The sequence below is a fragment of the Fluoribacter gormanii genome (assembly GCF_900156395.1).
Classification (GTDB): Bacteria; Pseudomonadota; Gammaproteobacteria; order Legionellales; family Legionellaceae; genus Legionella; species Legionella gormanii.
Map to the genome: position 1 here is coordinate 75,343 of NZ_FTNL01000003.1, position 23,940 is coordinate 99,282.

Sequence of the window (23,940 nt, forward strand, 5' to 3'; positions counted from 1 at the left end):
TTCGCTCTTAATAATCCTGGAAATTATAAATATTATTTTCAGGATTACTCAATTAAAAATAACACTTGTTGACTCTTTAATGTACTTCTATAAAATGTGTAAAAAAACTTACAAGGATAATTGAGTATGTCGCTATCAAAATTAAATATTGAACTGTTAGTTGAAGAAAAGACGTCGGACTACATTCATCGTCATAATAGAGACTACTCTGACCTACGCAATCCATGTATTCTCCCATCGCCTGTTTCGGCTGTAATTGATGAAGTTAATATAGAACTCTCTGAAATACTTTCGACTGCTAAACAAGAATCAACATCTCAACTAATTTCAGATGCATGTAAAAATCAACAACAACACGATTTAATGGAGGAAAAGGCTGACGAGCAGCAAGAACGAGATGATTGGCGTCTATCAACTCAATTAAAAAGTAATTTGCAACGCATTGAAGAGGAACTAAGAGAAGAAGAACGTGAGATAAACAAAGATCAAAAGCATATTCAAAGTCTTCAACTCCATTTAAAACGGATTGAAGAACAAATTAATATAAATAATCAAAAGAATGAAGAAACAACTCGGCATCACGCCCATCCAGCAACAGAAACATCTCCTCATAACCATACTCACCCAGAAACACAGCATGATAAACACGAGCACTCACATCCTGAAGCATCACAACAACACGTAACAACTACTCATACTCACCCAAAAAATGTTCCTCATTTGGAAACAACTCATAGCCATCCAAATTCAATACAAGAAGATCTTCAGCTTCAAAAAAATGAACTTATTCAACAAATAAAGTCACTCGAAATTAACCTGCTAAGACTCCAACAATTAAAATTAAAAAAACAGGTTGAGCAGTACAAAAGAATAATCGAAGAGCTTGCCGAACTTTCCAAAAAAAAGGAACAAAGACAAGAGCGTGCTCGTGCACGAGAGGTAAGACAAGATGCTCGTTCGAAGGATGATCCTAACTTACTACAACTTTCGCAAATAAACCGTACTTCAGTGACAGAAGCCATTAAGTTAGCACATGAAAAGCTAACTCAAAAAAAAGCACAATTACTGCAGGAAGCCAATGAGATAAGCTATCAAATTTACCTCAAAAAGCTTGAGGTTCTATTATCCTCCGTAGTCAAGCTGAATTACCCGGAATATCAAGCGCTAAAACAAATCATTCAATGCATGAAAGCATATGTTGCAACAAAAGCGGAGGAAAACAATAGAAAAGCCGTCCAAGAAGAAGAGCAGCGTTATAAAAGTCGATTAGTACAACAAATTCGCGATAGTGAAAAAAAGGTCGAACAATTTAAATCCTCAAATCCGCAGTTGGCATCTACAAATTTAAATTTAGCAGCGACAAATAAACAATTAGAAACCTCGACCGAGAATTCTCGAAACTATAGAAATAAACTTGCTAAAGTAGGACTCCTTTTTCTTCTCTTTACAGGAGGGGCAGCAGCAACTGGACTCGCTATCGAAGGAGGGGTAGTCGCTATCACTTCTTTAGTTCTTGCCCCTGCTGCAGTACTTGCTGCTATTACCCTTAGCATTTTCATTGCAGCATTGATCTATGCAATCAAAACAAGTATCGATAGCAATCAATTAAATAAGAACAAAGTAACTATTGAAGCGAATCATGAACAGATTACTCAACAAACAAGTGAAATGATTTCATTAGAACAAACGGTAATTCCGGATTTAAAAAGTAAACTCAATATTGCGGAGCAAGAAATAAGTAAAGTAACTAGGGAGTATTTGAGTTTACAGCAAAAAGCACAATTACAATGGGAGCAGGCAAGAAAAGTAACGGTTACCTATCCAAGCACTCAGCTATTCACTAATGAACTGACTCCGCAATTGACAAACAACGGTGCATATCAATTTTTGATACAACCAACAGCTCCAGAAATGGATGATCCAACTGGGCAAGCTTTTACCTATAACTAATAATACGCAAGTGAAGCCTTGGATTAATTTGATCAAGTGAATGGCACTTAATTTAGCCTATATCCCACGAATAAGACGCAGGATATAGGCAGGACACGACGAGAAATAAAACTAATCTCTAAACCGCAGATGAAACCAATAATCTGTTTACTCGATTTACAAAATCTGCTGGATTATCTAATTGACCACCCTCAGCTAAAACAGCTTGTTCAAACAACATAGTGACCCATAATTCAAATAAATCATCATCTTGGACATCATGTAGCCGTTTAATGATTTGATGATCAGGGTTGATTTCAAATACGGGTTTACTCATTGGCACCTGTTGACCGGCAGCCTGCAAAATACGCTGCATTTCTAATCCCATATCTTGCTCATCAGCAACAACGCAAGCAGGAGAATCTGTAAGCCTATTCGTCACCAGAACATCCTTAACTCGTGTATCTAAAACCTTCTTAATGTGGTTTAACAAAGGTTCCAGTGCTTTTTCCTGTTCTTTAATTTGTTCAGGTGACTCATCCCCTAACTCCACTTTACCCTTGGAAATAGATTGGAGTTTCTTTCCTGCATATTCACTGAGATAGCCAACTAACCATTCATCGACTTTGTCGCTAAGGAGTAATACTTCAATTCCTTTTTTCCTAAAAATTTCCAAATGAGGACTATTTTTGGCCGCGTTATAAGTGGACGCAGTGATATAATAAATCTTATCCTATCCTTCTTTCATGCGACTGATGTACTCATCCAATGTTGCTTCTTGCTTCTCAGAGGCAGTTGCAGTGGTTGCAAAACGCAACAATTTAGCAATTGTCTCTTTATTGTTAAAATCTTCAATCGGCCCCTCTTTTAAGACCAACCCAAATTCATTCCAAAATTTTTGATAGGTTTCTTTATCCTGGGTACTCATTTTTTCAAGCATGGATAAAACACGCTTTGTACATGCAGAACGGATGCTCTCTACTTGTTTGTTATCTTGTAAAATTTCTCGCGACACATTGAGTGGTAAATCACTTGCATCAACAATACCTTTTACAAAGCGTAAGTAGCGTGGTAAAAATTGGGTCGCATCATCCATAATGAAAACACGTTTAACATATAGCTTTAAGCCATGTTTCGTTTCCTGTTGCCATAAATCAAATGGTGCATGAGCTGGAATATAAAGCAAAGAAACATAATCATTCTTTCCTTCAACGTGGTTATGTGACCAAGTCAATGGATCTTGGAAGTCATGTGAAATGTGTTTATAGAGTTGCTTGTACTCTTCATCAGTAATATCTGATTTTTGCATGGTCCATAAAGCAGTTGCCTTATTTACCGTTTCATATTCTTTCGACTCTTTATCATCCTCAGATATTTTTTTCATAACGATGGGCCAGCAAATATGATCTGAGTATTTGCTGATAACGCTGCGTATACGCCAATTACTCAGGAACTCATCATTATCATCTTTAATATGTAACGTGATTTCAGTACCTCGAGTTACTTTATTCTCAGAATCAATGGTAAACTCCCCTTCTCCAGCAGATTCCCAAATAATTCCTTCTTCAGGTTTCAAACCCGCACGTCGACTTTTGACAGTTACTTTATCTGCAACAATAAATGCTGAATAAAATCCCACACCAAACTGCCCAATTAACTGAGAGTCTTTCGCACTTTCGCCAGTTAAATGACTCATAAATTCTTTAGTACCTGATTTCGCTATTGTACCTAAATTTTCAACAGCCTCATCCCAACTTAAACCAATACCATTATCTTTGATAGTTATAGTTTTTAACTTTTCATTAACATCAATAGTTATTTTTAAATCAGAATCGCTTTCATAAAGTGAACCATTTGATAAAGCCAAAAATCTTAACTTATCTAATGCATCCGAAGCATTAGAAATTAACTCGCGTAAAAAGATCTCCTTGTTGCTATAAAGCGAATGCACTACCAAATGCAACATTTGCTTTACTTCGGTTTGAAAGCCCATGGTTTGTTGCTTACTCGACATTTACCTACTCTCCTATGACTAACACATTTCTTATGATTTATTGTCATATAGGGTTTCAGTCGGTAAATTTCAAGGGGGTAGTTGAATGAAATTAATGCCACAAATTATTTATAATCAAATCCGGGCATCGTTAAGGTCCCTCCGGAGTGAATAATTAATACATTACCTTCCAATTGCTCGTTTTTAATGTAGTTTCTAGACTCGTAAAATAATTTGGCCGCATAGATGGGATCAGCCAAAATACCCTCTTCTCGCGCTAAACGTTTTACTTCATTTTTAATGGTTTGATTCACGGAGCCAAAAGCTTTAGCTGTAGTAGGATAAAAGCAAAGAAAATTTTGGGGAATTAATTCAAGCCATTGTTTTAATTTATTCCGAAATGTTGCCTCATCATCGGCTAATAGCAATACATAAATCTGTGCTGAGTGATTTAATCGAGCCATCCCTTGAATGAGGGCCGCGGCAGAAAAACCTGTTCCGGCATCAATAAAAACATGTTGAAACGCTAACCCTAAAATATGCTCATTTATCCTAATATCATCAGCAAGAGTTGATGCGCCATTCATTGCTTGCGGAACACTCGCTCCTTCTTGCAAAACAAATCCAGGTTCATTTAGTGTCTGTAAATAATCAGAGGCCAGTTCATTAACTTTAGGCCAATCGTTACGAGCAATCCAGACAATTTCCTGTTCCTCAAGAAATAACCGGCTTAATTTATAATTTCCTTGCAGTTCCAACTTCCACGGCTTAATCAAAAACGCAGTCACTTTCAGCTTGAATTCTCGGGCTAACTGCAAAGCGGCAAGTAAATTATTGGATTGATGTCCGGCAATAATAATTAAGTGCTTAATCCCCTGCGCCATTAAAAAAGGAAAAAGGCTGGCATATTTACGTAATTTTGAACCACTAATTCCACAGCCTAATTCATCATCTCTTTTAACATAACAACTCACCTTTTCATCAGGAAATTGATTTAAACAATGTACTCGACTGGATAAATTCCACATAGATTAATAAATTTTGCAACCTGGGTAGAGCGCAGCAGAACCCAGGTTTATATATAAAAACTTACTTTCCCAGGTTTTGCTGCGCTCCACCCAGGCTATAAATCATTTTGTCACATCAATGAGTATCTCTTACAAAATCAAGATGATTATCAGTTGAAGTTGACTCATGAAATGTATAACCCAACTCATTAAATTGTTTAAGCCGCTCCAGATCATCAAATTGATTTTGCATGAGAAACTTAGCCATTGTTCCCCGTGCTTTTTTAGCATAGATACCAATCATTTTTAGCTGATCATTCTTTTTTTCATAAAAATTGATCGTAATAATCGGATAATTTAATCCTTTTGCATCTACAGCCTTGAAGTATTCATTAGACGCTAAATTAATCAATACTGAATTTTTTTGAGCGGCTAACTCTTGATTCAGTGCATCCGTTATTGTTTTTTGCCAAAAATCGTACAAATTCTTCCCTGCGGGATTCTGTAAATGAACCCCCATTTCAAGCCGGTAAGGTTGGATATTATCAAGAGGTTTTAACACACCATAAAGCCCAGACAAGATGCGCAAATGATTTTGCGAATAGTCAATTGTCGATTGTTCCCAACTTGCAGCTTTTAAACCTTGGTAAACATCTCCCTGAAATAGAAGTAATGCAGGATATGCATGTGACGATTCTTTATCGTCCAAACAAAAGTCTTGGTAACGTTTATAATTTAATTCTGCCAAATCATTGGACAAATCCATCAAAGCAGCTATGTCAGCCACTGATTTAGATTTCATCAGTTTAACTAGAGTATTGGTTTTATCAACAAACATAGGATTGGATGTCGTTCCAAAATATGGCTTCGAACTATTTAATAATTTTTTAGCTGGTGATAATAAAATTAGCATAATCAGTCCATAGAAACTTAACGTGGTGCAGTACCAGGAACCATACCTACCCGTGGTCTAAAAACATAAATCGTTATAGCTTCGCTCTTGTCAATCACATTCCCCTCTGCATCCAATACTTGTACTGCCAAAGAATGAGAGCCCCTGTACATCCCGTTTATTTCAAAGGTTATATTTGTTTGCGGTTCACCAAGAGCAACATCATCATAAAGTAGTTGTAACTTATCTCCAGGATGCAAATCAGGCTCTATTTGAGCAGTAACCATGACAAAGCCTTGATTATTACGAACTGTTGCCCCATTTGCAGGTTCAGCAATTGCTATAGTGGTGTAAGAATGCTTTAACTTCACAGTATCATTATGATCAGTCTGCTCCGGTTCTTGCGTTGATGTTTGAGAGTTTGATGGGGCTGGTGATGAAAAACTTTGAGAATCAGGAATAGTCACAATTTCAGCTCCCTCATGAGGAGTATCACTGAAATGAACATTACCCTGGCTGTCAGTCCATCTGTAAATTTGCGCAGCGTAAGATGCGCAAATTACCATCATCAATGACAGAGAAACGAAAAATTTATTCATCACCATTCATTCCTAGAGGCTGTAATATAACTCAAACTCATAAGGATGGGTCAGGCTTCTTATCTTACTTATTTCTTCTTCCTTCATACTGATGTAGTTATTAATGAAATCCTGACTAAATACATCACCTTGTAATAAGAAATCATGATCCATTTGTAGATGTTCCATGGATTGTTCCAATGAAGCGCAAACTGTAGGAACATCAACAAGTTCTTCTGGTGGTAAATCATAGAGATCTTTATCCATAGCCTGACCTGGATGAATTTTTCTTTGGATACCATCCAACCCAGCCATCATCATTGCGGCAAATGCCAAATATGGATTTGCTGTAGGATCAGGGAAACGTACTTCGATACGACGTGCTTTAGGATTATTTACATGAGGAATACGAATCGCAGCAGAGCGGTTTCTTGCTGAATAAGCCAATAGAACTGGAGCCTCAAAACCTGGAACCAATCGTTTGTAACTGTTTGTTGATGGGTTAGTAAAGGCATTCAAAGCACGTGCATGCTTGATTATTCCACCTATATAGTAAAGCGCTGTTTCTGAAAGACCACCATATTGATCGCCAGAAAACAGGTTCACGCCATCTTTGACTAATGATTGATGGCAATGCATACCACTTCCGTTATCCCCAACCAATGGTTTAGGCATGAAAGTAGCTGTTTTTCCATAATTATGAGCTATGTTGTGGACTACATATTTTAAAATCTGTAATTCATCTGCTTTCTTAGTTAATGTATTAAATCGAGTAGCAATTTCACATTGGTTCGCTGTAGCCACTTCATGATGATGTGCTTCAACAACTATTCCTAATGATTCAAGAGTTAGACTCATTGCAGAACGCATATCGTGGGAGGAGTCCACTGGTGGAACCGGGAAATATCCCCCTTTTATCGATGGACGATGGCCTGTATTCCCCCCTTCTAACTCTTTTCCTGAAAACCATTGTGCTTCTTCCGAGTCGATTTTATAAAAAGAGCCACCAATGGTTGTTTCCCATTGTACGCTGTCAAAGACGAAAAATTCGGGCTCAGGTCCAAAAAGAGCTGTGTCTGCAATACCAGTAGATTGCAAATAAGCTTCAGCACGTAAAGCCAATGATCTGGGGCAACGTTCATATCCCATCATTGTTTTGGGATCAACTACATTGCAACGAATAAATAAAGTGTTGTCTTGGAAGAAAGGATCCGGCTTGATTGTTTGCAGATCAGGCATCAAAGCCAAATCGGATTGGTGGATTTTTTGCCAACCTTTAAAGGAAGACCCATCAATCATTTTTCCATTTTCAACAAAATCATTATCAACTGCCGAAACTGGCATTGTTATATGCTGCTCTTTACCACGAATGTCCGTAAATCGCAGGTCTATTAATTTGGCATCATGTTCCTTTATCGCCTCTAGTACTGTATTTTTGCTCATTATTGCTCTCCAGGATAGTCTGGTTGTATAGTGTACCTTAAGTGACTTATTAAACCCAATAGATTAAACTCTATGTTTTAACATAAACCATAAAAAACTATGGGTGCTTACCAATATCAGGCGCTTCAAAAAAATGGCAACACAGCAAAAGGCGTCCTAGAAGCGGACTCTGAACGTCATGCACGTCAGCTGTTGCGTGATCAAGGATTAATTCCAACTCAAATTCGTGTGTTGACTCAGCAACGCTCAGGAAATCAAACTAAAAGCAAAATTTCAGCAGCGGATCTCGCCCTGTTTACACGTCAGTTGGCTACATTGCTTGCTGCCGGTATCCCAGTTGAAGAATCATTACGTGGAGTGAGTGAGCAAACAGAAAAAGATAAAGTCAGGGAACTGATTATAGGTGTGCGTGCAAAAGTGCTTGAAGGTTATGGACTAGCACAGGCGATGGCCCAGTTCCCTCATGCCTTTCCTGAGTTATATCGCGCTACAGTGGGTTCAGGCGAGCAAACGGGCCACCTTGATGTAGTTTTAGAAAAATTAGCGGACTACACTGAAAATCAACAACTAACAAAACAAAAAGTTCAGCAAGCACTGATTTATCCGTTGATTATGATCATCGTTTCCATTGCAATTATTTGTTTTTTGCTTAGTTTTGTAGTACCAAAAATCATTGAAGTATTCACCAGCGGTGGACAAACCCTGCCTGAAATGACCCTATTATTAATTAACATAAGTCACTTCATTAGAGATTATGGTCTTTACACTTTAATTGCTCTTATTCTTTTATTCATTGTCTTTAAAAAAAGTCTCGCTAATGAAAAAATCAAAACATCCTGGCATCGACTATTGTTGAAGCTGCCAATAGTGTCGTATTTGGTAAAAACAGTTAATGTTTCGCGTTATATACATACTTTTGGTATACTTTTCGCAGCAGGAGTGAGTGTCCTGGAAACAATGCGTGTTGCATCAAGTCTAGTAACCAATGTCGTTATGCGACAGGCCTTTGACACTGCTACTGTAAAAGTTAGAGAAGGATGTGGTATTAACGAAGCGTTAAAAGAAACGAGTTATATTAGTCCCATGGCAATCCATTTAATTGCTAGCGGTGAAAAAAGTGGCCAATTGTCAAATATGATGGAGCGCGCAGCAGTTCATCTTGATAATGAAGTCAAACGGTTAATAGATACATCATTAACGTTATTGGAGCCAATGGTGATTCTTTTGATGGGTGCGATCGTTTTATTTATTGTTTTAGCCACCTTATTACCTATTTTTTCAATGGAGCAGTTAATTACTTAAATTTTAAAACCAGTAGTCTGGTGAAGCTGAACTTGTACACTTCACTCATCTAATCTACGTTTAAGTCGGAGTAAAAATGAATAGACAAAAAGGATTCTCATTAATTGAAATTATGGTAGTTGTTGTTATCTTAGGCATTCTCGCTTCCATAGTAGTACCTAAAATTATGGGGCGCCCTGATGAGGCACGTAGAGTGAAAGCCAAACAAGACGTGCTTGCCATACAAAATGCGCTGGATTTATATAAATTGGATAATGGTAATTATCCAACTACAGATCAAGGTTTGATGGCCCTTGTTGAAAAACCCACATCAAATCCACTACCAAATAATTGGAAACAATACCTCAAGTCACTCCCTAAAGATCCATGGGGTAGAGATTACCTTTATTTAAATCCTGGACAACATGGCGATATAGATGTATTTACCTACGGTGCTGAAGGACAACCTGGAGGTACAGGTATTAATGCCGAAATTGGTAACTGGGATGAGCCCAAATAATAAACTTCTTTGGAAATTCGCTACAGAATGTGAAGTGCAAAGAGAGACTGAGCACAGAACTAAGGTATACAGGCAAGGATATGGAACTGGATTAATGAAACATTTCCCCTCTGCAGTAGAAGCTTCCAAGAGGTCTAACCAAGGTTTTACTCTAATTGAGATCTTGATTGTTTTGGTGATTATAGGCATTACCTTTGGTTTTGCCTTAATTGCTTTTGGTGACTTTGGTGAGAGCCGGCGTATCTTGTTTTCAGCAGAACAACTCGTGAATACGCTTCGTTTGGCCCAGCAGCAAGCTATTTTAGAAACCAGCACGCTTGGGTTGCGTATTGACAAATTAGGCTATCAAGTAGTTCAACTGAATAACAACGCTCAATGGAAGCCCATTTCCGATAAAGGAGTGTTCAAAATGACTTACTTTCCCCAAGACACACGTATTACCTTAAAAACAATTAATCCAACTTCAGTGGGAGCTCCTGCCATTATTATTTCTTCCTCTGGAGAGCTAACGCCTTTTACATTAAATTTTGGCAGCAAACAGGACCATAATTTAGCGTTGCTTGTTGGCAAACGCAATGGAGACTTAAAATTTAATGTGGTGCACACTAAATGAGTCCTAATTATAATAAAACAGGATTCACTCTAATTGAGGTATTATTAGCACTTTCCATAATAGCTATTGCTTTAACTGCGTTGCTTAAGGCAATATCACAAAATGTCGAAACAACACGCCGTGTAAAAGAGAAATCAGTAAGTCATTGGGTTGCTATGCAAGGTGTGACCATGATTCAGCTTAATTTATTACAGATTAATCAAAATCAGGAAACAACCCAAGATACAATGATGTTGAATGAGCATTGGTACTGGAGAGCAAAAGTAAGCTCGACATCACAAAAAAGCATTCAAAAAATTGTTATTTCAGTCAGCACTGCAAAAACAGGACCATTTAGAGAGGAACTGCAAGCATTCAGGTTCGTGCCATGAAAAAAATGATAACTTCAAAAAAAATAAATGGTTTCACTCTGATTGAAATTTTAATTGCACTTGCAGTATTTGCCATTTTAGCATCGATCACCTCTTCCGTATTATACAACGCATTTACCACACGCGCGCGTGTTAATGAACAAAGTGAACGTCTAAATGCGTTACAGCTTGCAATAAGTCTCATTCAACAAGATGCCAGTCAAACTGTAGAGCGCCCTATTCGCAGTAACGAGATGCGATTATTACCTGCATTTATAGGACAAACAAATTATCTTGAATTCACTCGCGATGGTAATGTAAATCCTGGCAGCATTGAAAAACGCAGTACCCTAAAGCGAGTTGCTTATCTCTGTCAACATGGAACGCTGATCCGTAGAACCTGGAATAGTCTCGACGTAATTGATCACAAAAACTATGAAGATAAACCCTTGCTAAATCAGCTTGCTAACTGTCATTTTGGTTATTTAAATCAAAACTTACAAATACTTCCTGAATGGAGGGAGCAAGCAGTAAGCTTAAATCAACGTAAGGAGCCTTTTCCTAAAGCAGTGCAAATTAATATGACTCTTCAGGATCTGGGCGAAATAAATTTACTTTTTATTCTACCGGGTGCACTTTATGTTTCAAGTTAAAACCCTGAAGGGAAGTGCCTTACTGACCGCGCTTTTTATTATGACGCTGGTCGCGATTGTAGCCACAGCCATGAGCACCAAAGTTCAATTAGATATTTATCGTACACGACTTATAATCACTCACGATAAAATCTATCTCGCCTCACAAGCAGTTGCTTTCTGGGCCCTAGGGGAATTAAGTAATAAAAAAAATAAATTCACTAAAGCTAATGCGCAAGGAGTGGTAAGTTTTTTCCCGCCTAATATGGAACATATTGACAGCACAGTTACCTTAAAGGGTGCACTTTATGATTTGCAAGCTCGATATAATATTAATAATTTGGAAAACAGAAAATCAATGTTAGGATTCGTTAACCTCATGAGTACAGCTGTACCACAAAATGCAGAAGCTGAAAAAGTAAAGTTGACTCTTGCAATTACTGATTGGCTTTCCTCTTATGATTTGGCGCGCGGTAAAGATAATTACCTATCTTATTATATGAGCCAAAAACCACCCTATTATCCTAGCCATCAACTCATGAGCAGTAAATCAGAACTACGTCTAGTCAAGGATGTAAGCGCATCTCTTTATTTGGTTCTAGAACCATTAATTACGGCTTTACCTGAATCCACTCCAATTAATATTAACACAGCACCGATACAAGTACTCAAATCGCTAAGCAGTACAACCAGCGAAACACAATTTAATGAATTAATTAAAGCGAGAAAAGAACATGGAATTAGTGACTTAAACAAAATCTCTGAAATACTCAAAAAACTTAATATAGCGAACGATCAAATATCCCTGGAGAGTAATTATTTTCTCAGTGTCGCTTCGGCAACGAGTGATAAACTCAATTTAACTGTATATACCTTATTTAAACGAAACCGTGATAAAAATGGAAAAATTTCTGTCAATGTCCTTAGAGAAAGCATCAATGTTTTCTAATCTCAAACATCGCTGAGTTACTCTTCTTTTTTCGTTGGTTGAATGGTGTTTTGATGGAGTATTTCGTCCGCTAACTCGTTACCTGCTTTAATATCCGACTCAGATAGCTTATTCTTTAGTAGTTTAAGTTCTCTAATCGCTTCTTCATTTTTATTTTTCGCAGCAATCTTAAACATGGCATATGCCTTAATCCAATCTTTATCCACACCCAATCCGGCAAGATACATATAACCCAATTTGGCTTGTCCAACAGGGTTTCCTTGAACTGCAGATTTAGTAAACCAATATACCGCTTGTTCATAATCTCGCGGTATACCGGTTCCTGTAAGAAGTAACTGTCCGATTTCAGCTTGCGCCTCAGGCTGGCCGCTTTGTGCAGCAGCTTGATACCAATAAGCTGCCTTTTCTGGATTTGCCTCAACGCCATATCCTTTAAGGTAGTAATATGCCAAATAGGTTTGTGCTTTAACATGACCTTGATTCGCAGCTTGCGAAAACCAATAAAACGCTAATTTATCATCTTGAGCAATACCTTGTTGTTGTCCGGTATATAAAAGACCTAAACTATATTCAGCCCTCACATCACCCTGATCTGCTGCCTGTTGATACCAATAAAACGCCTTATTAACATCTTTCTTTGTTCCTTCTCCCATAATGTAATCAAAGGCGAGATTCACTTGTGCCTTGCTGTATCCTTGTTTTGCAGATTTTTCAAACCATTCAAATGCAGTTTTTTTATTAGCTTGAACACCATCACCAGACACATACATTAAACCGACATTTCTTTGAGCAATCGCATTACCTTGTTTTGCGGATTTCATATACCACTTAAAGGCTTCAGGAAAATTTTGCTTTACCCCTTGCCCCAAATCATACATAAAACCCAAGCTTAGTTGTGCTAAAGGATTATTTTTATCTGCTGATTTTTGGTACCAGCTTATTGCTTGAGTGTAATCTTTAGCAACACCTTCTCCGTATTGGAACATACGACCAAGCAAATACATTGCCTCAACATTCCCATCCCGGGCAGATTGCATTAAATAAGGGTAAGCAGTAGTATAATCTCCATTTTCATATGCAGCGAAACCAACAATTTCGTCTGCGAAAGCAGTATTCATTACCAGCAATGCTGCTAAAATCACCCTGCGCATGCCGACTCCAATTCAATCCTCTTATCTAAAGAGTAGAATAAAGAATCAACAAAGCAAGTGCGATGAATAAATTAAAAACAGTATGTTCTCTGAATATTATCTAAAAAATCGAAAAATACACCATATGCAGTTAAATTGTTCCATATTTTGGCTTATACCATATCGGAGATAATAGGATGCTGACTCTATTTCCGTATGGAGTCAGCAGGTATTTTAGACGATGAGATTTAATCTTAAAAAATTAGATCCCTGCGCGAGGCAGGGATTCATTTTTTATTTCCCGGCAACCATCATTTTTTCAAGAAGTACTGAGCCACAACGTGTCGCAATATTTGGATTAATATCATTACCTACAGCAAGAATCGATTTAAACATATCCTTTAAATTTCCTGCAATCGTAATTTCATCAACAGGATATTGGATTTCACCATTCTCAACCCAAAATCCTCCTGCACCCCGTGAATAATCACCTGTTACAAGATTTATTCCTTGTCCCATCAATTCAGTGACCAATAATCCTTTACCCATTATTTTCAACAAGTTGGCAAGATCACCTGCTGTCGGATCAATTGTTAAATTATGAACTCCATCTGAATTGGCTGTTGTTTTTAATCCCATCCTACGTGCGGAATAACTTCCCAATACATATTGCATCACACGACCTTTTTCAACAATTAGATTAGGACGCGTTGGAACCCCTTCGCTGTCAAATGCTGAACTTCCTAAAGCACCTGGCAAATGTGGCTGCTCATAAATACGAATAAACTCAGGAAAAATTTGTTGTCCTAGCGAATCCAACAAAAAGGTATTTTTTCTGTACAGATTTGAACCGCTAATTGCATTAATAAAACTTGAAAATAAGCCACTGGAAATTCGTGATGAAAAAATAACCGGCGTTGCTTGGGTTTCAATCTGTTGCGCCCCTAAACGATTCACAGCACGGTCAACAGCATTTTTAGCAATGACATGAAAATCAATCAAATCGTGAGGATTACGGACCGTTGTATAGTCGTAATCACGTTGCATTTCCTCCCCATCCTTCGCAATTAAAGAGCAACTTAAACTATGACGTGTACTGTGAATAAATCCAGACCCACCGTATGTATTAGCAAAACCATGGTGCGATTCATAAGAGGATACATTCACTCCATCAGAATTGGCTATTCGCTTATCCAGTGATAAAGCATAATTCTCACACTTTAAAGCCATATCAATGGCTTGTTGCGGACTTATATCCCAAGGATGAAATAAATCAAGCTCGGGATGATTTTTAGTCATCAACTCCTTATCTGCCAATCCGAAGCATCGATCTTCTGCACTTACTCTTGCTATATCACAGGCCGCTTTAACCATCGCCTCCAAAGCAGCTGGTGACGTATCTGTACTACTTGCTCCACCTTTACGTTGACCGATATAAACAGTCAAGCCAACGCCTTTATCCTCACTAAATGCTACGGTTTCAACCTCTCCCATGCGCACATCAACTGAGAATCCTTTATCATTATTCACTGCAACCATCGCATCGGTTGCACCTTCTTTTTTTGCAAGTTCAAGCACATCATTCATCAAACGAGTTAAATCTGTTGTTGACTTATGTACTTCACTATTGTTATGTTGCGTTCTAATTTGCATAAGAGATTCCGTGGTGTTGAATGATGTACATAAGGATACAATAACATGTCTTCACAAACCAATGTTTATCCTGCAAACAAATCATATTTGTCCCATTTATTATTTGTTCTTTGCTTCATATTCGCCCCAATTCATTCCTATGCTGAGGGGTATTGGCGTAAATTAAGCGCCGGTATTGAATATCAGGATCTTGCTGGGGGAATACTTTCGCCCTGGGCACATATTTATGCATTTCGTATCGATCTCAATAAAAATAAACTGGCGTTAGTTCATGCAAAAAAATTATCTCTAAAAAATGCCTCTGCGGATCAATTTGCCGAACACAGCAAAGCACTTTTAAGTATTAATGGAGGCTTTTTTGATCATGAATTTAATTCACTCGGACTGAGAATTAATAACAAAAAATTGATCAACCCCTTAAAGCGAATTAGTTGGTGGGGAATTTTTTACATAAAAAATAATAAAGCCTATATTTCAAGTCTGAAAAATTTTAACCTTGATAGTGATATTGATTTTGCTATTCAAAGTGGTCCTCGATTATTAATTAAACGAAAAATTCCTTCTCTGAAACCTGGTATTGCTGAGCGTTCTGCTCTGGGAATTACGGGTGATGGGAAAGTCATTATCCTTGTTTCAACCAATGCAGCAATGACTACCAGCAAGCTTGCGCAATTACTCAGATCACCACCTTTGTCCTGCATCGATGCAATCAATTTGGATGGAGGAAGCTCGAGTCAATTGTATGCACATATTGGTTCGTTTCTATTAAATGTCCATGGATTTTCCAATGTCAGTGATGCTGTTATCGTGAAAAAAAGATAAAACGGATACCATGTAAAATAATAATCTGAACACTGTGTAGCGGACCCAGGATTATCGGCTTCATAAAAAATAGAAATTCAGAGCTCTGCCCCCAAGCTAATAGCCATTTGTGAACAAACACACAAGTTATCCACAAAATACTCCCATATTATTCTCTTGACCATCATCCAAAAACACATTATCTTGTTATTAGTAGCCACACAAGACCCTATATGTTGGGTTTTCTGCTATAATCTAATCAATAGTGAATAAATTTAACTCGACTGTTCATAACAATAAAAACTGCGTGGAGGAAAAATGTCCGCAATTCTTGATCCGGTAAATGATGTACCGCAAACCAGTCAACTGGAATTGACCGTTAATGCCCCTGGTTTATTAAAAACCATTAAGCGCAATGGTAAAGTAGTAAATTATGATGATACTAAAATTAAAGTCGCAATTACTAAAGCATTCATTGCTGATGAAGGCGGCACAGCCTCCACCTCAGATCGTATTCATCAACAGATTGAAGAACTTACCCGCCAAATAACCCAAGTATTCAAACGCCGGTTACCCAGTGGCGGTGCAGTTCATATTGAAGATATTCAAGACCAAGTCGAATTAGCGCTGATGCGCAGTGGCCACTACAAAGTTGCTCGCGCTTACGTATTGTATCGAGAAGAACATCGCAAAGCGCGTGAAAATGAATTAAAACAACAGGCTATTGATAGCAAAGTATTATTAATTACTATGCCCGATGGTGAATTAAAACCATTAGACACAGAACGAATGAATACAATTGTTGCCGAAGCATGCCGTGATTTAGAACATGTTCAAGCAGAACCTGTTATTAAAGATGCGATGCGCAATCTGTACAATCAAGCAAAATTTGAAGACGTACACAAAGCGCTGATCATGGCGGCACGCACATTGGTCGAAAAGGAGCCAAACTACACTTATGTTAGCGCTCGCTTGTTATTAGACAGTTTGCGTATGGAAGCCTTGGGTAAATTGGAAATTCAATCAGACGCTACTTTTGATGAAATGAGCAAACTTTATCCTGCTTACTTCAAAGAATATATCGCTCATGGCATCAACCAAGGAATTTTAGATGTAAAAATGGCCGACTTTGACTTGGAAAAACTCGGCAAGGCGCTATTACCTGAGCGTGATATGAAGTTTAGTTATTTAAGCTTGCAGACCCTATACGATCGTTATTTCATTCATGATCACGGGATACGTTATGAACTTCCTCAAGCATTCTTCATGCGTGTTGCGATGGGGCTGGCGTTACGTGAACAAGATAAAAATGAAAAAGCCATTGAGTTTTATCAATTACTGTCTTCATTTGATTACATGTCATCTACACCTACCCTGTTTAATTCAGGTACCATGAGACCTCAATTATCCAGTTGCTATTTGACCACTGTTCCCGATCATTTGGATGGAATTTACAGTGCAATCAAAGATAATGCCTTGCTTTCAAAATATGCTGGAGGTTTGGGTAATGACTGGACCCCAGTACGAGCGATGGGTTCACATATCAAAGGCACCAATGGAAAATCTCAAGGTGTAGTACCCTTCTTAAATGTTGCTGATGCTACCGCAGTCGCAGTAAACCAGGGCGGTAAACGCAAAGGGGCTGTTTGTGCTTATCTGGAATGTTGGCATAAAGACGTAGAAGAATTCCTCGAATTAAGAAAAAATACTGGAGACGATCGACGTCGTACACACGATATGAATACTGCATTATGGATACCCGATTTATTTATGATGCGTGTACGTGAAAATGGGGATTGGACTTTATTCTCACCTGATGAAGTACCTAATTTGCATGATCAGTATGGTAAAGCTTTTGAAACACTCTATTGCGATTATGAAGAAAAAGCGCGCCAAGGTCTCATCAAAAACACAAAAACACTATCCGCAGTCAAACTGTGGCGTAAGATGTTGTCCATGCTGTTTGAAACCGGCCACCCATGGATGACCTTTAAAGATCCTTGTAACTTACGCTCGCCACAGCAACATGCTGGTGTAGTGCATAGTTCTAACCTGTGTACTGAAATTACACTCAACACTTCAGAAGAAGAAATTGCCGTATGTAATCTGGGTAGTATTAATCTTCCCGCACACATCAACAATGGCAAACTGGATGCAGAAAAATTAAAACGTACCATTACAACTGCAATCCGTATGCTGGATAACGTGATTGATATTAACTATTATTCCGTACCTCAAGCACGTAACTCGAACTTGAAGCACAGACCTATTGGTTTAGGCCTAATGGGCTTCCAAGATGCACTATATGAATTGAAAATTGATTATGCATCTCAAGAAGCGGTGGAGTTTGCTGATTCATCTATGGAGTTAATCAGCTACTATGCAATTGAAGCATCTTGTGATTTGGCTAAAGAACGAGGTAGTTATTCGAGCTACGAAGGTTCTTTATGGAGTAAAGGTATATTGCCAATTGATTCAATTAATCTATTGCAACAAGCTCGCAATAAATACTTGGAGCAAGATCGTTCACAACGTCTGGACTGGGAAAACTTACGCATTAAAGTTCGTACTCAAGGAATGCGCAACTCCAATGTGATGGCGATCGCACCTACAGCAACTATTTCAAATATTTGTGGTGTATCACAATCCATCGAGCCTACATACCAGAACTTATATGTAAAATCCAATTTGTCAGGTGAGTTCACTGTAGTTAATCCTTATTTGATTGCTGATTTGAAAGCATTGAATCTTTGGGATGAAGTGATGGTCAATGATTTGAAATATTTTAATGGTAGCGTCCAACCAATCAGCCGTATTCCTGCTGAATTGAAAAAGCGTTATGCGACTTCCTTTGAAATTGACCCGATTTGGTTAGTTGATGCGGCTTCTCGTCGGCAAAAATGGATCGATCAAGCACAATCACTGAATATCTACATGGCTCAGCCATCGGGTAAAAAATTGGATCAGCTCTATATGCATGCATGGACACGTGGATTAAAAACCACATATTACTTACGCAGTTTAGGCGCATCCAATGCTGAAAAATCTACTGTAACTGATGGTGCACTCAATGCGGTTAAAATAATAACTGAGGAACCTAAAGTATGTTCCATACTCGATCCAGACTGTGAAGCGTGCCAATAATCAGGAGAATTTAAATGTCAGAAAACATAATACAACACCAAGATACAATTCATACTGGTGCAACTGGATACGAACCACTCGAAATGGGGGCCGCGCGCATTCATGTTGATGATAAACGCATCATTAACTGCCGTGCGGACTTAAATCAGCTCGTTCCGTTTAAATATAAATGGGCCTGGGACAAGTATTTAACTGCTTGTGCTAACCATTGGATGCCTAATGAAATCAATATGAGCGCTGACGTAGCGCTCTGGAAAGATCCTAACGGCCTTACAGAAGCAGAACGTTTGATAATCAAGCGTAACTTAGGTTTTTTCTCAACAGCAGACTCGTTAGTTGCCAATAATCTGGTGCTCGCTGTTTACAGACATATTACGAATCCTGAATGCAGGCAATACTTGTTACGCCAGGCCTTCGAAGAAGCACTGCACACTCATGCGTATCAATACGTTATTGAAAGCTTAGGCCTTGATGAAGCGGAAGTGTTTAATATGTACCGCGAAATTCCATCTGTAGCGACTAAAGCAGCTTGGGCACTACCCTTTACTCAAAGCTTGGGTGATGAAACATTCCACACTGGTACTGTAGAAAACGATCAACGTTTGTTACGCGACTTAATTGCCTTCTATGTAATCTTTGAAGGAATCTTTTTCTATGTTGGTTTTACACAAATTCTATCCATGGGTCGTCGTAATAAAATGGTTGGAACTTCAGAGCAATTCCAATACATTCTACGTGATGAGTCCATGCACATGAATTTTGGTATTGATGTCATCAACCAAATTAAGATTGAAAACCCACATTTGTGGACACCTGAATTTAAAGAAGAAATGATTCAACTAATCCGCCAAGGTGTCGCATTGGAATATCAATATGCTAAGGACACTATGCCTCAAGGCATCTTGGGAATGAACGCCGAAATGTTTGAAGAGTACTTACACTTCATTGCGAACCGTCGTCTAAACCAAATTGGCTTGCCAGAGCAATATCCTGGAGCTACAAATCCATTCCCTTGGATGAGTGAAATGATGGACTTGAAAAAAGAGAAGAATTTCTTCGAAACTCGTGTTATTGAATATCAAGCGGGCGGCACACTAAGCTGGGATGATGAATAGAGTTAATTCTCAATTCAAAATCAAGCTCCATTTAGTTTAGTAATCTCATAAATCTGTGTAAGGGGTAAAACCCTTACCAGGCGATAAACCATATGAATTCCATCTAGCTAACTTTTCCTTTTAAATTTCTTCCTCAATTAATAACTGAACAAATCACTTATTCTTTTCAATAAAAAAAATAAAGATGACATTTTTCTTCTCTAGAGTAGAATCTTAAATCAGTCGGAAATTCAATTTCGACAATTACTCAAAAAATACATTTCAATTCAAATTTATTTTAATTTGGTACAACACATGAGGTGAATAAATGACTAAAAAGAATAACCAACAGGAAGATGATACCAATTATAGCTTTTTACTCAAATGCATGGCGGCGCTCTCTGCAGCTGCAATAGCCACAGCAGGAATTATTGCTGCAGTATCATTAAAATCAGCAGCAGTAGCAACAACTGCAATCGCAGCGAAAACATTACTCGCATCAGCTTTTATTTTTGCACCAGTATTACCCATTGCTCTTTTTGCAATTGGACTTATGCTCGTGGTTCCTTTTTTATTTGGTTGTAACAATAATACTTATACTACAGTAAGAACGACTACTCCTGGATACAATGGAATTTATAGTTTTTACCCTCCTTCTTCTGTTTATAACGGCTTTTCTTATTCTGATAACGGTACCAGCACGGTATATGCAAGTAGCAATCACTCACATGGGCATACCACTAGCGGAACAGTTCATGGGCATAGTGACAGCCATATGCACGGACATAGTGGCAGTCATGTCCACGGACATGGTGATAGTCACGTACATAAACATTTTTAATCAGTCTTTCCCTCATTTTTGGGGGAAGATTAAAAAAATTAACCCAATCAATTTTTTTATTTATTTTATATGAAACCTCAATCACAAGTTTTACACTCAATTTGAAACGTAATTAATTAGATATATTTATGCATAAAAATGTATCTTAGATGGATCAATAAGTAAGTAGAGATGCAAAATGAAATAATACAAACAGCATTTTATTATACTTATCCTGGATATCGATGCTTAAAAGAAAAAATAGAGGTTGTTAGCATCAATGCAATTATTTTACCTGCTGGGATTCCAAGTGGAAGTGATAGATATTGTGATGCAGAGTAAACGCAAAATCACGCTTACTCATATCGTAGCCTGGGCTCAATGAAATGGTCCCGCGAATTTCCCAGAGTTCCGCTTCGCTGCACACAGGCTATAAGTTACTCAGAATCTCAATTTGCTTTAGTCAATGATAATAGTTTTTGTTTCGCCATTTCTTTTGCACGTTTTCCCGTTGAATAATCAGGCGTAGCATCACCTTCAATATATTGAGCAAACAAAATAGTACGTGAATCCTTCTCTATCCAACCAACAAACCATCCAAGCTGCCTGTCCACATTACGTGAGCCATCTTTCTTGAACGGATTCCCTGATCCCGTTTTACCATACAGCTTCCAGCCGCCTGGCAAATTCTCAATAAATAGAAGATCACGAGTCATTTGCATCGAAAATCGAGTCACAGGCAGCTTGTTTTGAGTTAAGGCCTCTAAAAATTCAACTTGTTCCTGAGGTGAAATTTGCAATGAACTTGAAAGCCAAGCGCGAACCAAGCCATTATTCATACCCTTATCGCCAGAAACATCCTGATTTCCATAATTAAGAACTTGCATGTAATGCTTAAATTGCTCCATTCCTAATTTTTGCGTAATAAGCTGACTGTACCAAACGCAACTGTGTTGTATCCAAGTGGTTGGATTATGTGGTTGTTTCCAAACATCCAGCCAATCATTGTATCCTTGCTGGAAAGGCCATTCAGGATGAGTTTTATCGATTAATATCCCCTTATCAAACCCCATTAAACTAATCGCAATTTTAAAAGTGGAGCAAGGCGAATGTCGCTCAGTACACCGCCCTTCTTGCTTTAGCGTGACGTTGTTCTCTTTTGCTATAAAACAGTTATTATTAGAAAAAGCCATTGAATTAACCGCAAGAAAAGCAATAAAAAAAACAATACATTTTTTCATTTTATAAAACCATCCCATTAACTTGACTATCCCAAAGCATTTTGAAGTAACTCTTTTCATTATTTATCAATTCGATAAATGTACCTTCCTCAATAATAATTCCCCCTTCCATCACTACGATTCGATCCATGTGACGAATAGTAGAAAGACGATGAGCGATCGCTATGACCGTAGCATTATTTTGCTCCAGCATGGCATCAATCGATTGTTGAATTTCTTGTTCTGAGAGCGTATCCAGACTTGAGGTCGCCTCATCAAGTACAACAATGGATGCATTTTTTAGAAATGCTCGTGCAATCGCAATGCGTTGCCGCTGGCCTCCTGAAAGTTTTACCCCTCGTTCACCAACCAAAGTATTATATTTCTCAGGTAGTGATTCAATAAAATCATCAATATTAGCCATTTCAGCTGCTCGTTTAATCTCTGCGTGTGTTGCATTCTCTTTTGCATAACCAATATTTTCACCAATAGAACGGTGAAAAAGCATTATATCTTGGGGTATAAGAGCAACTTGTTGGCGCAAAGAATCTGAAGTTATATCTGAAATCGGCTTATCATCAATTAAAATTTGTCCTGCAGTAGGACTGAAGTTTTTTAACAATAACGAAATTAATGTCGATTTACCTGCACCAGAGTGTCCGACCAAACCAATCTTCTCGCCGGGTTTGATGAGTAAATTAAGATTTTTAAATACACAAGAAGCCCCCTCGCGATATGCAAAGGAAAGTTGTCTAAACTCAATTTTTCCTTGATTTATCTGATATGGCTGTGCATGAGGAGCATCTACTTCATCATGGGGCATAGCCAAAATACCAAACGACGATTTTAAATCTCCTATTTCTTTTAAAAAGGTACAAAGACTACTCATGAGCGACCATAAATCGAAAGAAATGGTAATGGCAGTGAGCATAACAAATAGAAAATCTCCAGTAGAAATCTCGCCATGAATACGCAGATAAATCATAAATATAAAAACAGCAATCAGCATGAACCAATACAATACGGATCCGACTATGTTGAATTTAAAATCATACTGATAAAGTTCAATTTGCCGTGGCACAAAATCAGCCGACATCAACTCATTAACACGTCGATGCTCAGCTCGTCGTTTCGCGAAATAAAACAAAGAGAAAATATTAGTAATATTATCTGAGAAAGCACCTATAACCTGATGTTTGCTCTCAGCCATATTATTAGAAAGCTGGTTCAGTTTAAGCGCCATAGGCAGCATAATTGCCATAACTAATACACACCAGGTCAGCATAAAACAAAATACACTAAAATTGACTGCCAATAAAACAAAAACAGAAACGGCAACCACACAAAAATGTTTTCCAACGATATGATGGAGATTTGCAAAAACACTATCGTATCCATCTAAAAGACCTTTTAGCTTACTAATTACCGTGCCACTAGGCGTATTTTGAAAATAATTATAGGAATGATGTTGAACATAATCATAAGCGGATGACAATAACCTTTGCCGTGCAAAAGGCTCAGCTTTCCACTCCGCATAATCACTAATTCGCCAAACAACATCCAGTACAATTTGTGCAGTGATAAATAGTGTGATAGGAAACACCAGTTGATGATATGAAGCAATCGTCTCGCTGGAAAACGCGTCCACCAGAAGCTTAAACGAATAGTTATTAGCAAAAATATAAACCGCAGTGAGCACAGGCGCCTGAAACATTAACACATACCACCAACGATAAGGCTTAATGACCTGCCACAAAAAATTCCAGGCTGAATGAAATGGATATTTTAAATCTGAAGTGTCCATCATGCATGCTCAAAATAAAAGGTTGATGATTATACCACATTGAGCCTACAAAATGCTCATAATTAACTCATTCTTAATGATTAAATT

General features: G+C 38.0%; 20 protein-coding genes and 1 pseudogene. 12 read left to right on the top strand and 9 right to left on the bottom strand.

The features are described from left to right. Positions 1-126: 126 nt before the first annotated feature. Positions 127-1,950 (top strand): hypothetical protein, encoded by a 1,824-nt coding sequence (locus tag BW930_RS03060; RefSeq protein ID WP_058469071.1) that lies wholly within the window; start codon positions 127-129, stop codon positions 1,948-1,950. Between the two features lie 118 nt (positions 1,951-2,068). Here the strand turns inward: BW930_RS03060 and htpG are convergent. From htpG to glnA, 5 genes and pseudogenes are all read right to left on the bottom strand, one after another. Then, positions 2,069-3,943, bottom strand: a pseudogene (gene htpG / locus BW930_RS03065) (molecular chaperone HtpG). 104 nt (positions 3,944-4,047) lie between these two features. Further along, positions 4,048-4,950, bottom strand: a complete 903-nt coding sequence (locus BW930_RS03070) for a pyridoxal-phosphate dependent enzyme (RefSeq protein ID WP_058469073.1) — start codon at positions 4,948-4,950, stop codon at positions 4,048-4,050. Positions 4,951-5,065: 115 nt separating this feature from the next. Then, entirely contained in the window at positions 5,066-5,842 is a 777-nt protein-coding gene (gene yaaA / locus BW930_RS03075) for a peroxide stress protein YaaA (RefSeq protein WP_058469074.1), read from the bottom strand. 17 nt (positions 5,843-5,859) lie between these two features. Beyond that, the gene (locus BW930_RS03080; RefSeq protein WP_058469075.1) at positions 5,860-6,420 is read right to left on the bottom strand and encodes a DUF4124 domain-containing protein; all 561 of its coding nucleotides are present in this window, start codon (positions 6,418-6,420) and stop codon (positions 5,860-5,862) included. A 12-nt stretch (positions 6,421-6,432) separates the two neighbouring features. Beyond that, positions 6,433-7,842 carry a type I glutamate--ammonia ligase gene (gene glnA, locus BW930_RS03085; RefSeq protein ID WP_058469076.1) on the bottom strand — a complete coding sequence of 470 codons (1,410 nt, stop codon included), beginning with the start codon at positions 7,840-7,842 and terminating at the stop codon, positions 6,433-6,435. Positions 7,843-7,941: 99 nt separating this feature from the next. On the opposite strand from glnA, the gene lspF reads away from it, so the two are divergent. From lspF to gspK, 6 genes are all read left to right on the top strand, one after another. Further along, complete coding sequence (lspF, locus tag BW930_RS03090) at positions 7,942-9,144, top strand: GspF family T2SS innner membrane protein variant LspF (protein ID WP_058469077.1); 1,203 nt, start codon at positions 7,942-7,944, stop codon at positions 9,142-9,144. A gap of 76 nt (positions 9,145-9,220) precedes the next feature. Next, positions 9,221-9,643 carry a GspG family T2SS major pseudopilin variant LspG gene (gene lspG / locus BW930_RS03095; RefSeq protein WP_058469078.1) on the top strand — a complete coding sequence of 141 codons (423 nt, stop codon included), beginning with the start codon at positions 9,221-9,223 and terminating at the stop codon, positions 9,641-9,643. Then, positions 9,630-10,256 carry a type II secretion system minor pseudopilin GspH gene (gene gspH / locus BW930_RS03100; RefSeq protein ID WP_274519390.1) on the top strand — a complete coding sequence of 209 codons (627 nt, stop codon included), beginning with the start codon at positions 9,630-9,632 and terminating at the stop codon, positions 10,254-10,256. The genes lspG and gspH overlap by 14 nt, the downstream gene beginning before the upstream one ends. Next, positions 10,253-10,627, top strand: a complete 375-nt coding sequence (lspI, locus tag BW930_RS03105; protein WP_058469079.1) for a GspI family T2SS minor pseudopilin variant LspI — start codon at positions 10,253-10,255, stop codon at positions 10,625-10,627. Before gspH ends, lspI begins: the two co-directional genes overlap by 4 nt. Beyond that, on the top strand, positions 10,624-11,259 hold the full coding sequence (gene lspJ / locus BW930_RS03110; RefSeq protein WP_058469080.1) for a GspJ family T2SS minor pseudopilin variant LspJ: 636 nt from the start codon (positions 10,624-10,626) through the stop codon (positions 11,257-11,259). Before lspI ends, lspJ begins: the two co-directional genes overlap by 4 nt. Beyond that, positions 11,246-12,187, top strand: coding sequence for a type II secretion system minor pseudopilin GspK (gene gspK / locus BW930_RS03115; protein WP_058469081.1), 942 nt, complete (start codon positions 11,246-11,248; stop codon positions 12,185-12,187). Before lspJ ends, gspK begins: the two co-directional genes overlap by 14 nt. Positions 12,188-12,204: 17 nt before the next feature. Here the strand turns inward: gspK and BW930_RS03120 are convergent, their stop codons facing one another. Together BW930_RS03120 and pmbA are read right to left on the bottom strand one after the other, a co-directional pair. Continuing rightward, entirely contained in the window at positions 12,205-13,338 is a 1,134-nt protein-coding gene (locus BW930_RS03120; protein ID WP_058469082.1) for a tetratricopeptide repeat protein, read from the bottom strand. 273 nt (positions 13,339-13,611) lie between these two features. Further along, a complete protein-coding gene (pmbA, locus tag BW930_RS03125) occupies positions 13,612-14,970 on the bottom strand; it encodes a metalloprotease PmbA (RefSeq protein WP_058469083.1) in 1,359 nt (452 codons plus the stop codon). 45 nt (positions 14,971-15,015) lie between these two features. Here pmbA and BW930_RS03130 point away from each other — a divergent pair, with 45 nt between their 5' ends. From BW930_RS03130 to BW930_RS17090, 5 genes are all read left to right on the top strand, one after another. Continuing rightward, positions 15,016-15,792 (top strand): phosphodiester glycosidase family protein, encoded by a 777-nt coding sequence (locus tag BW930_RS03130; RefSeq protein ID WP_058469084.1) that lies wholly within the window; start codon positions 15,016-15,018, stop codon positions 15,790-15,792. A gap of 297 nt (positions 15,793-16,089) precedes the next feature. Then, entirely contained in the window at positions 16,090-18,915 is a 2,826-nt protein-coding gene (locus BW930_RS03135; RefSeq protein ID WP_058469085.1) for a ribonucleoside-diphosphate reductase subunit alpha, read from the top strand. A gap of 14 nt (positions 18,916-18,929) precedes the next feature. Further along, the gene (locus BW930_RS03140) at positions 18,930-20,030 is read left to right on the top strand and encodes a ribonucleotide-diphosphate reductase subunit beta (RefSeq protein ID WP_058469086.1); all 1,101 of its coding nucleotides are present in this window, start codon (positions 18,930-18,932) and stop codon (positions 20,028-20,030) included. A gap of 307 nt (positions 20,031-20,337) precedes the next feature. Further along, a complete protein-coding gene (locus BW930_RS03145) occupies positions 20,338-20,850 on the top strand; it encodes a hypothetical protein (protein WP_058469087.1) in 513 nt (170 codons plus the stop codon). Positions 20,851-21,021: 171 nt separating this feature from the next. Then, the gene (locus tag BW930_RS17090; RefSeq protein ID WP_154668510.1) at positions 21,022-21,171 is read left to right on the top strand and encodes a hypothetical protein; all 150 of its coding nucleotides are present in this window, start codon (positions 21,022-21,024) and stop codon (positions 21,169-21,171) included. A gap of 107 nt (positions 21,172-21,278) precedes the next feature. Here the strand turns inward: BW930_RS17090 and blaOXA are convergent, their stop codons facing one another. After that, positions 21,279-22,070 (bottom strand): class D beta-lactamase, encoded by a 792-nt coding sequence (gene blaOXA, locus BW930_RS03150; RefSeq protein WP_058469202.1) that lies wholly within the window; start codon positions 22,068-22,070, stop codon positions 21,279-21,281. Position 22,071: 1 nt separating this feature from the next. Next, positions 22,072-23,856: an ABC transporter ATP-binding protein gene (locus BW930_RS03155; RefSeq protein WP_238587905.1), complete on the bottom strand. Its 1,785-nt coding sequence runs from the start codon at positions 23,854-23,856 to the stop codon at positions 22,072-22,074. Positions 23,857-23,940: the final 84 nt, after the last annotated feature.

Bases quoted from the DNA above. Each gene is read 5' to 3' on its own strand.
- BW930_RS03060 (WP_058469071.1), top strand. From the start codon at position 127: ATGTCGCTATCAAAATTAAATATTGAACTGTTAGTTGAAGAAAAGACG.
- BW930_RS03070 (WP_058469073.1), bottom strand. From the start codon at position 4,950: ATGTGGAATTTATCCAGTCGAGTACATTGTTTAAATCAATTTCCTGAT.
- yaaA (WP_058469074.1), bottom strand. From the start codon at position 5,842: ATGCTAATTTTATTATCACCAGCTAAAAAATTATTAAATAGTTCGAAG.
- BW930_RS03080 (WP_058469075.1), bottom strand. From the start codon at position 6,420: ATGAATAAATTTTTCGTTTCTCTGTCATTGATGATGGTAATTTGCGCA.
- glnA (WP_058469076.1), bottom strand. From the start codon at position 7,842: ATGAGCAAAAATACAGTACTAGAGGCGATAAAGGAACATGATGCCAAA.
- lspF (WP_058469077.1), top strand. From the start codon at position 7,942: ATGGGTGCTTACCAATATCAGGCGCTTCAAAAAAATGGCAACACAGCA.
- lspG (WP_058469078.1), top strand. From the start codon at position 9,221: ATGAATAGACAAAAAGGATTCTCATTAATTGAAATTATGGTAGTTGTT.
- gspH (WP_274519390.1), top strand. From the start codon at position 9,630: ATGAGCCCAAATAATAAACTTCTTTGGAAATTCGCTACAGAATGTGAA.
- lspI (WP_058469079.1), top strand. From the start codon at position 10,253: ATGAGTCCTAATTATAATAAAACAGGATTCACTCTAATTGAGGTATTA.
- lspJ (WP_058469080.1), top strand. From the start codon at position 10,624: ATGAAAAAAATGATAACTTCAAAAAAAATAAATGGTTTCACTCTGATT.
- gspK (WP_058469081.1), top strand. From the start codon at position 11,246: ATGTTTCAAGTTAAAACCCTGAAGGGAAGTGCCTTACTGACCGCGCTT.
- BW930_RS03120 (WP_058469082.1), bottom strand. From the start codon at position 13,338: ATGCGCAGGGTGATTTTAGCAGCATTGCTGGTAATGAATACTGCTTTC.
- pmbA (WP_058469083.1), bottom strand. From the start codon at position 14,970: ATGCAAATTAGAACGCAACATAACAATAGTGAAGTACATAAGTCAACA.
- BW930_RS03130 (WP_058469084.1), top strand. From the start codon at position 15,016: ATGTCTTCACAAACCAATGTTTATCCTGCAAACAAATCATATTTGTCC.
- BW930_RS03135 (WP_058469085.1), top strand. From the start codon at position 16,090: ATGTCCGCAATTCTTGATCCGGTAAATGATGTACCGCAAACCAGTCAA.
- BW930_RS03140 (WP_058469086.1), top strand. From the start codon at position 18,930: ATGTCAGAAAACATAATACAACACCAAGATACAATTCATACTGGTGCA.
- BW930_RS03145 (WP_058469087.1), top strand. From the start codon at position 20,338: ATGACTAAAAAGAATAACCAACAGGAAGATGATACCAATTATAGCTTT.
- BW930_RS17090 (WP_154668510.1), top strand. From the start codon at position 21,022: ATGCAAAATGAAATAATACAAACAGCATTTTATTATACTTATCCTGGA.
- blaOXA (WP_058469202.1), bottom strand. From the start codon at position 22,070: ATGAAAAAATGTATTGTTTTTTTTATTGCTTTTCTTGCGGTTAATTCA.
- BW930_RS03155 (WP_238587905.1), bottom strand. From the start codon at position 23,856: ATGATGGACACTTCAGATTTAAAATATCCATTTCATTCAGCCTGGAAT.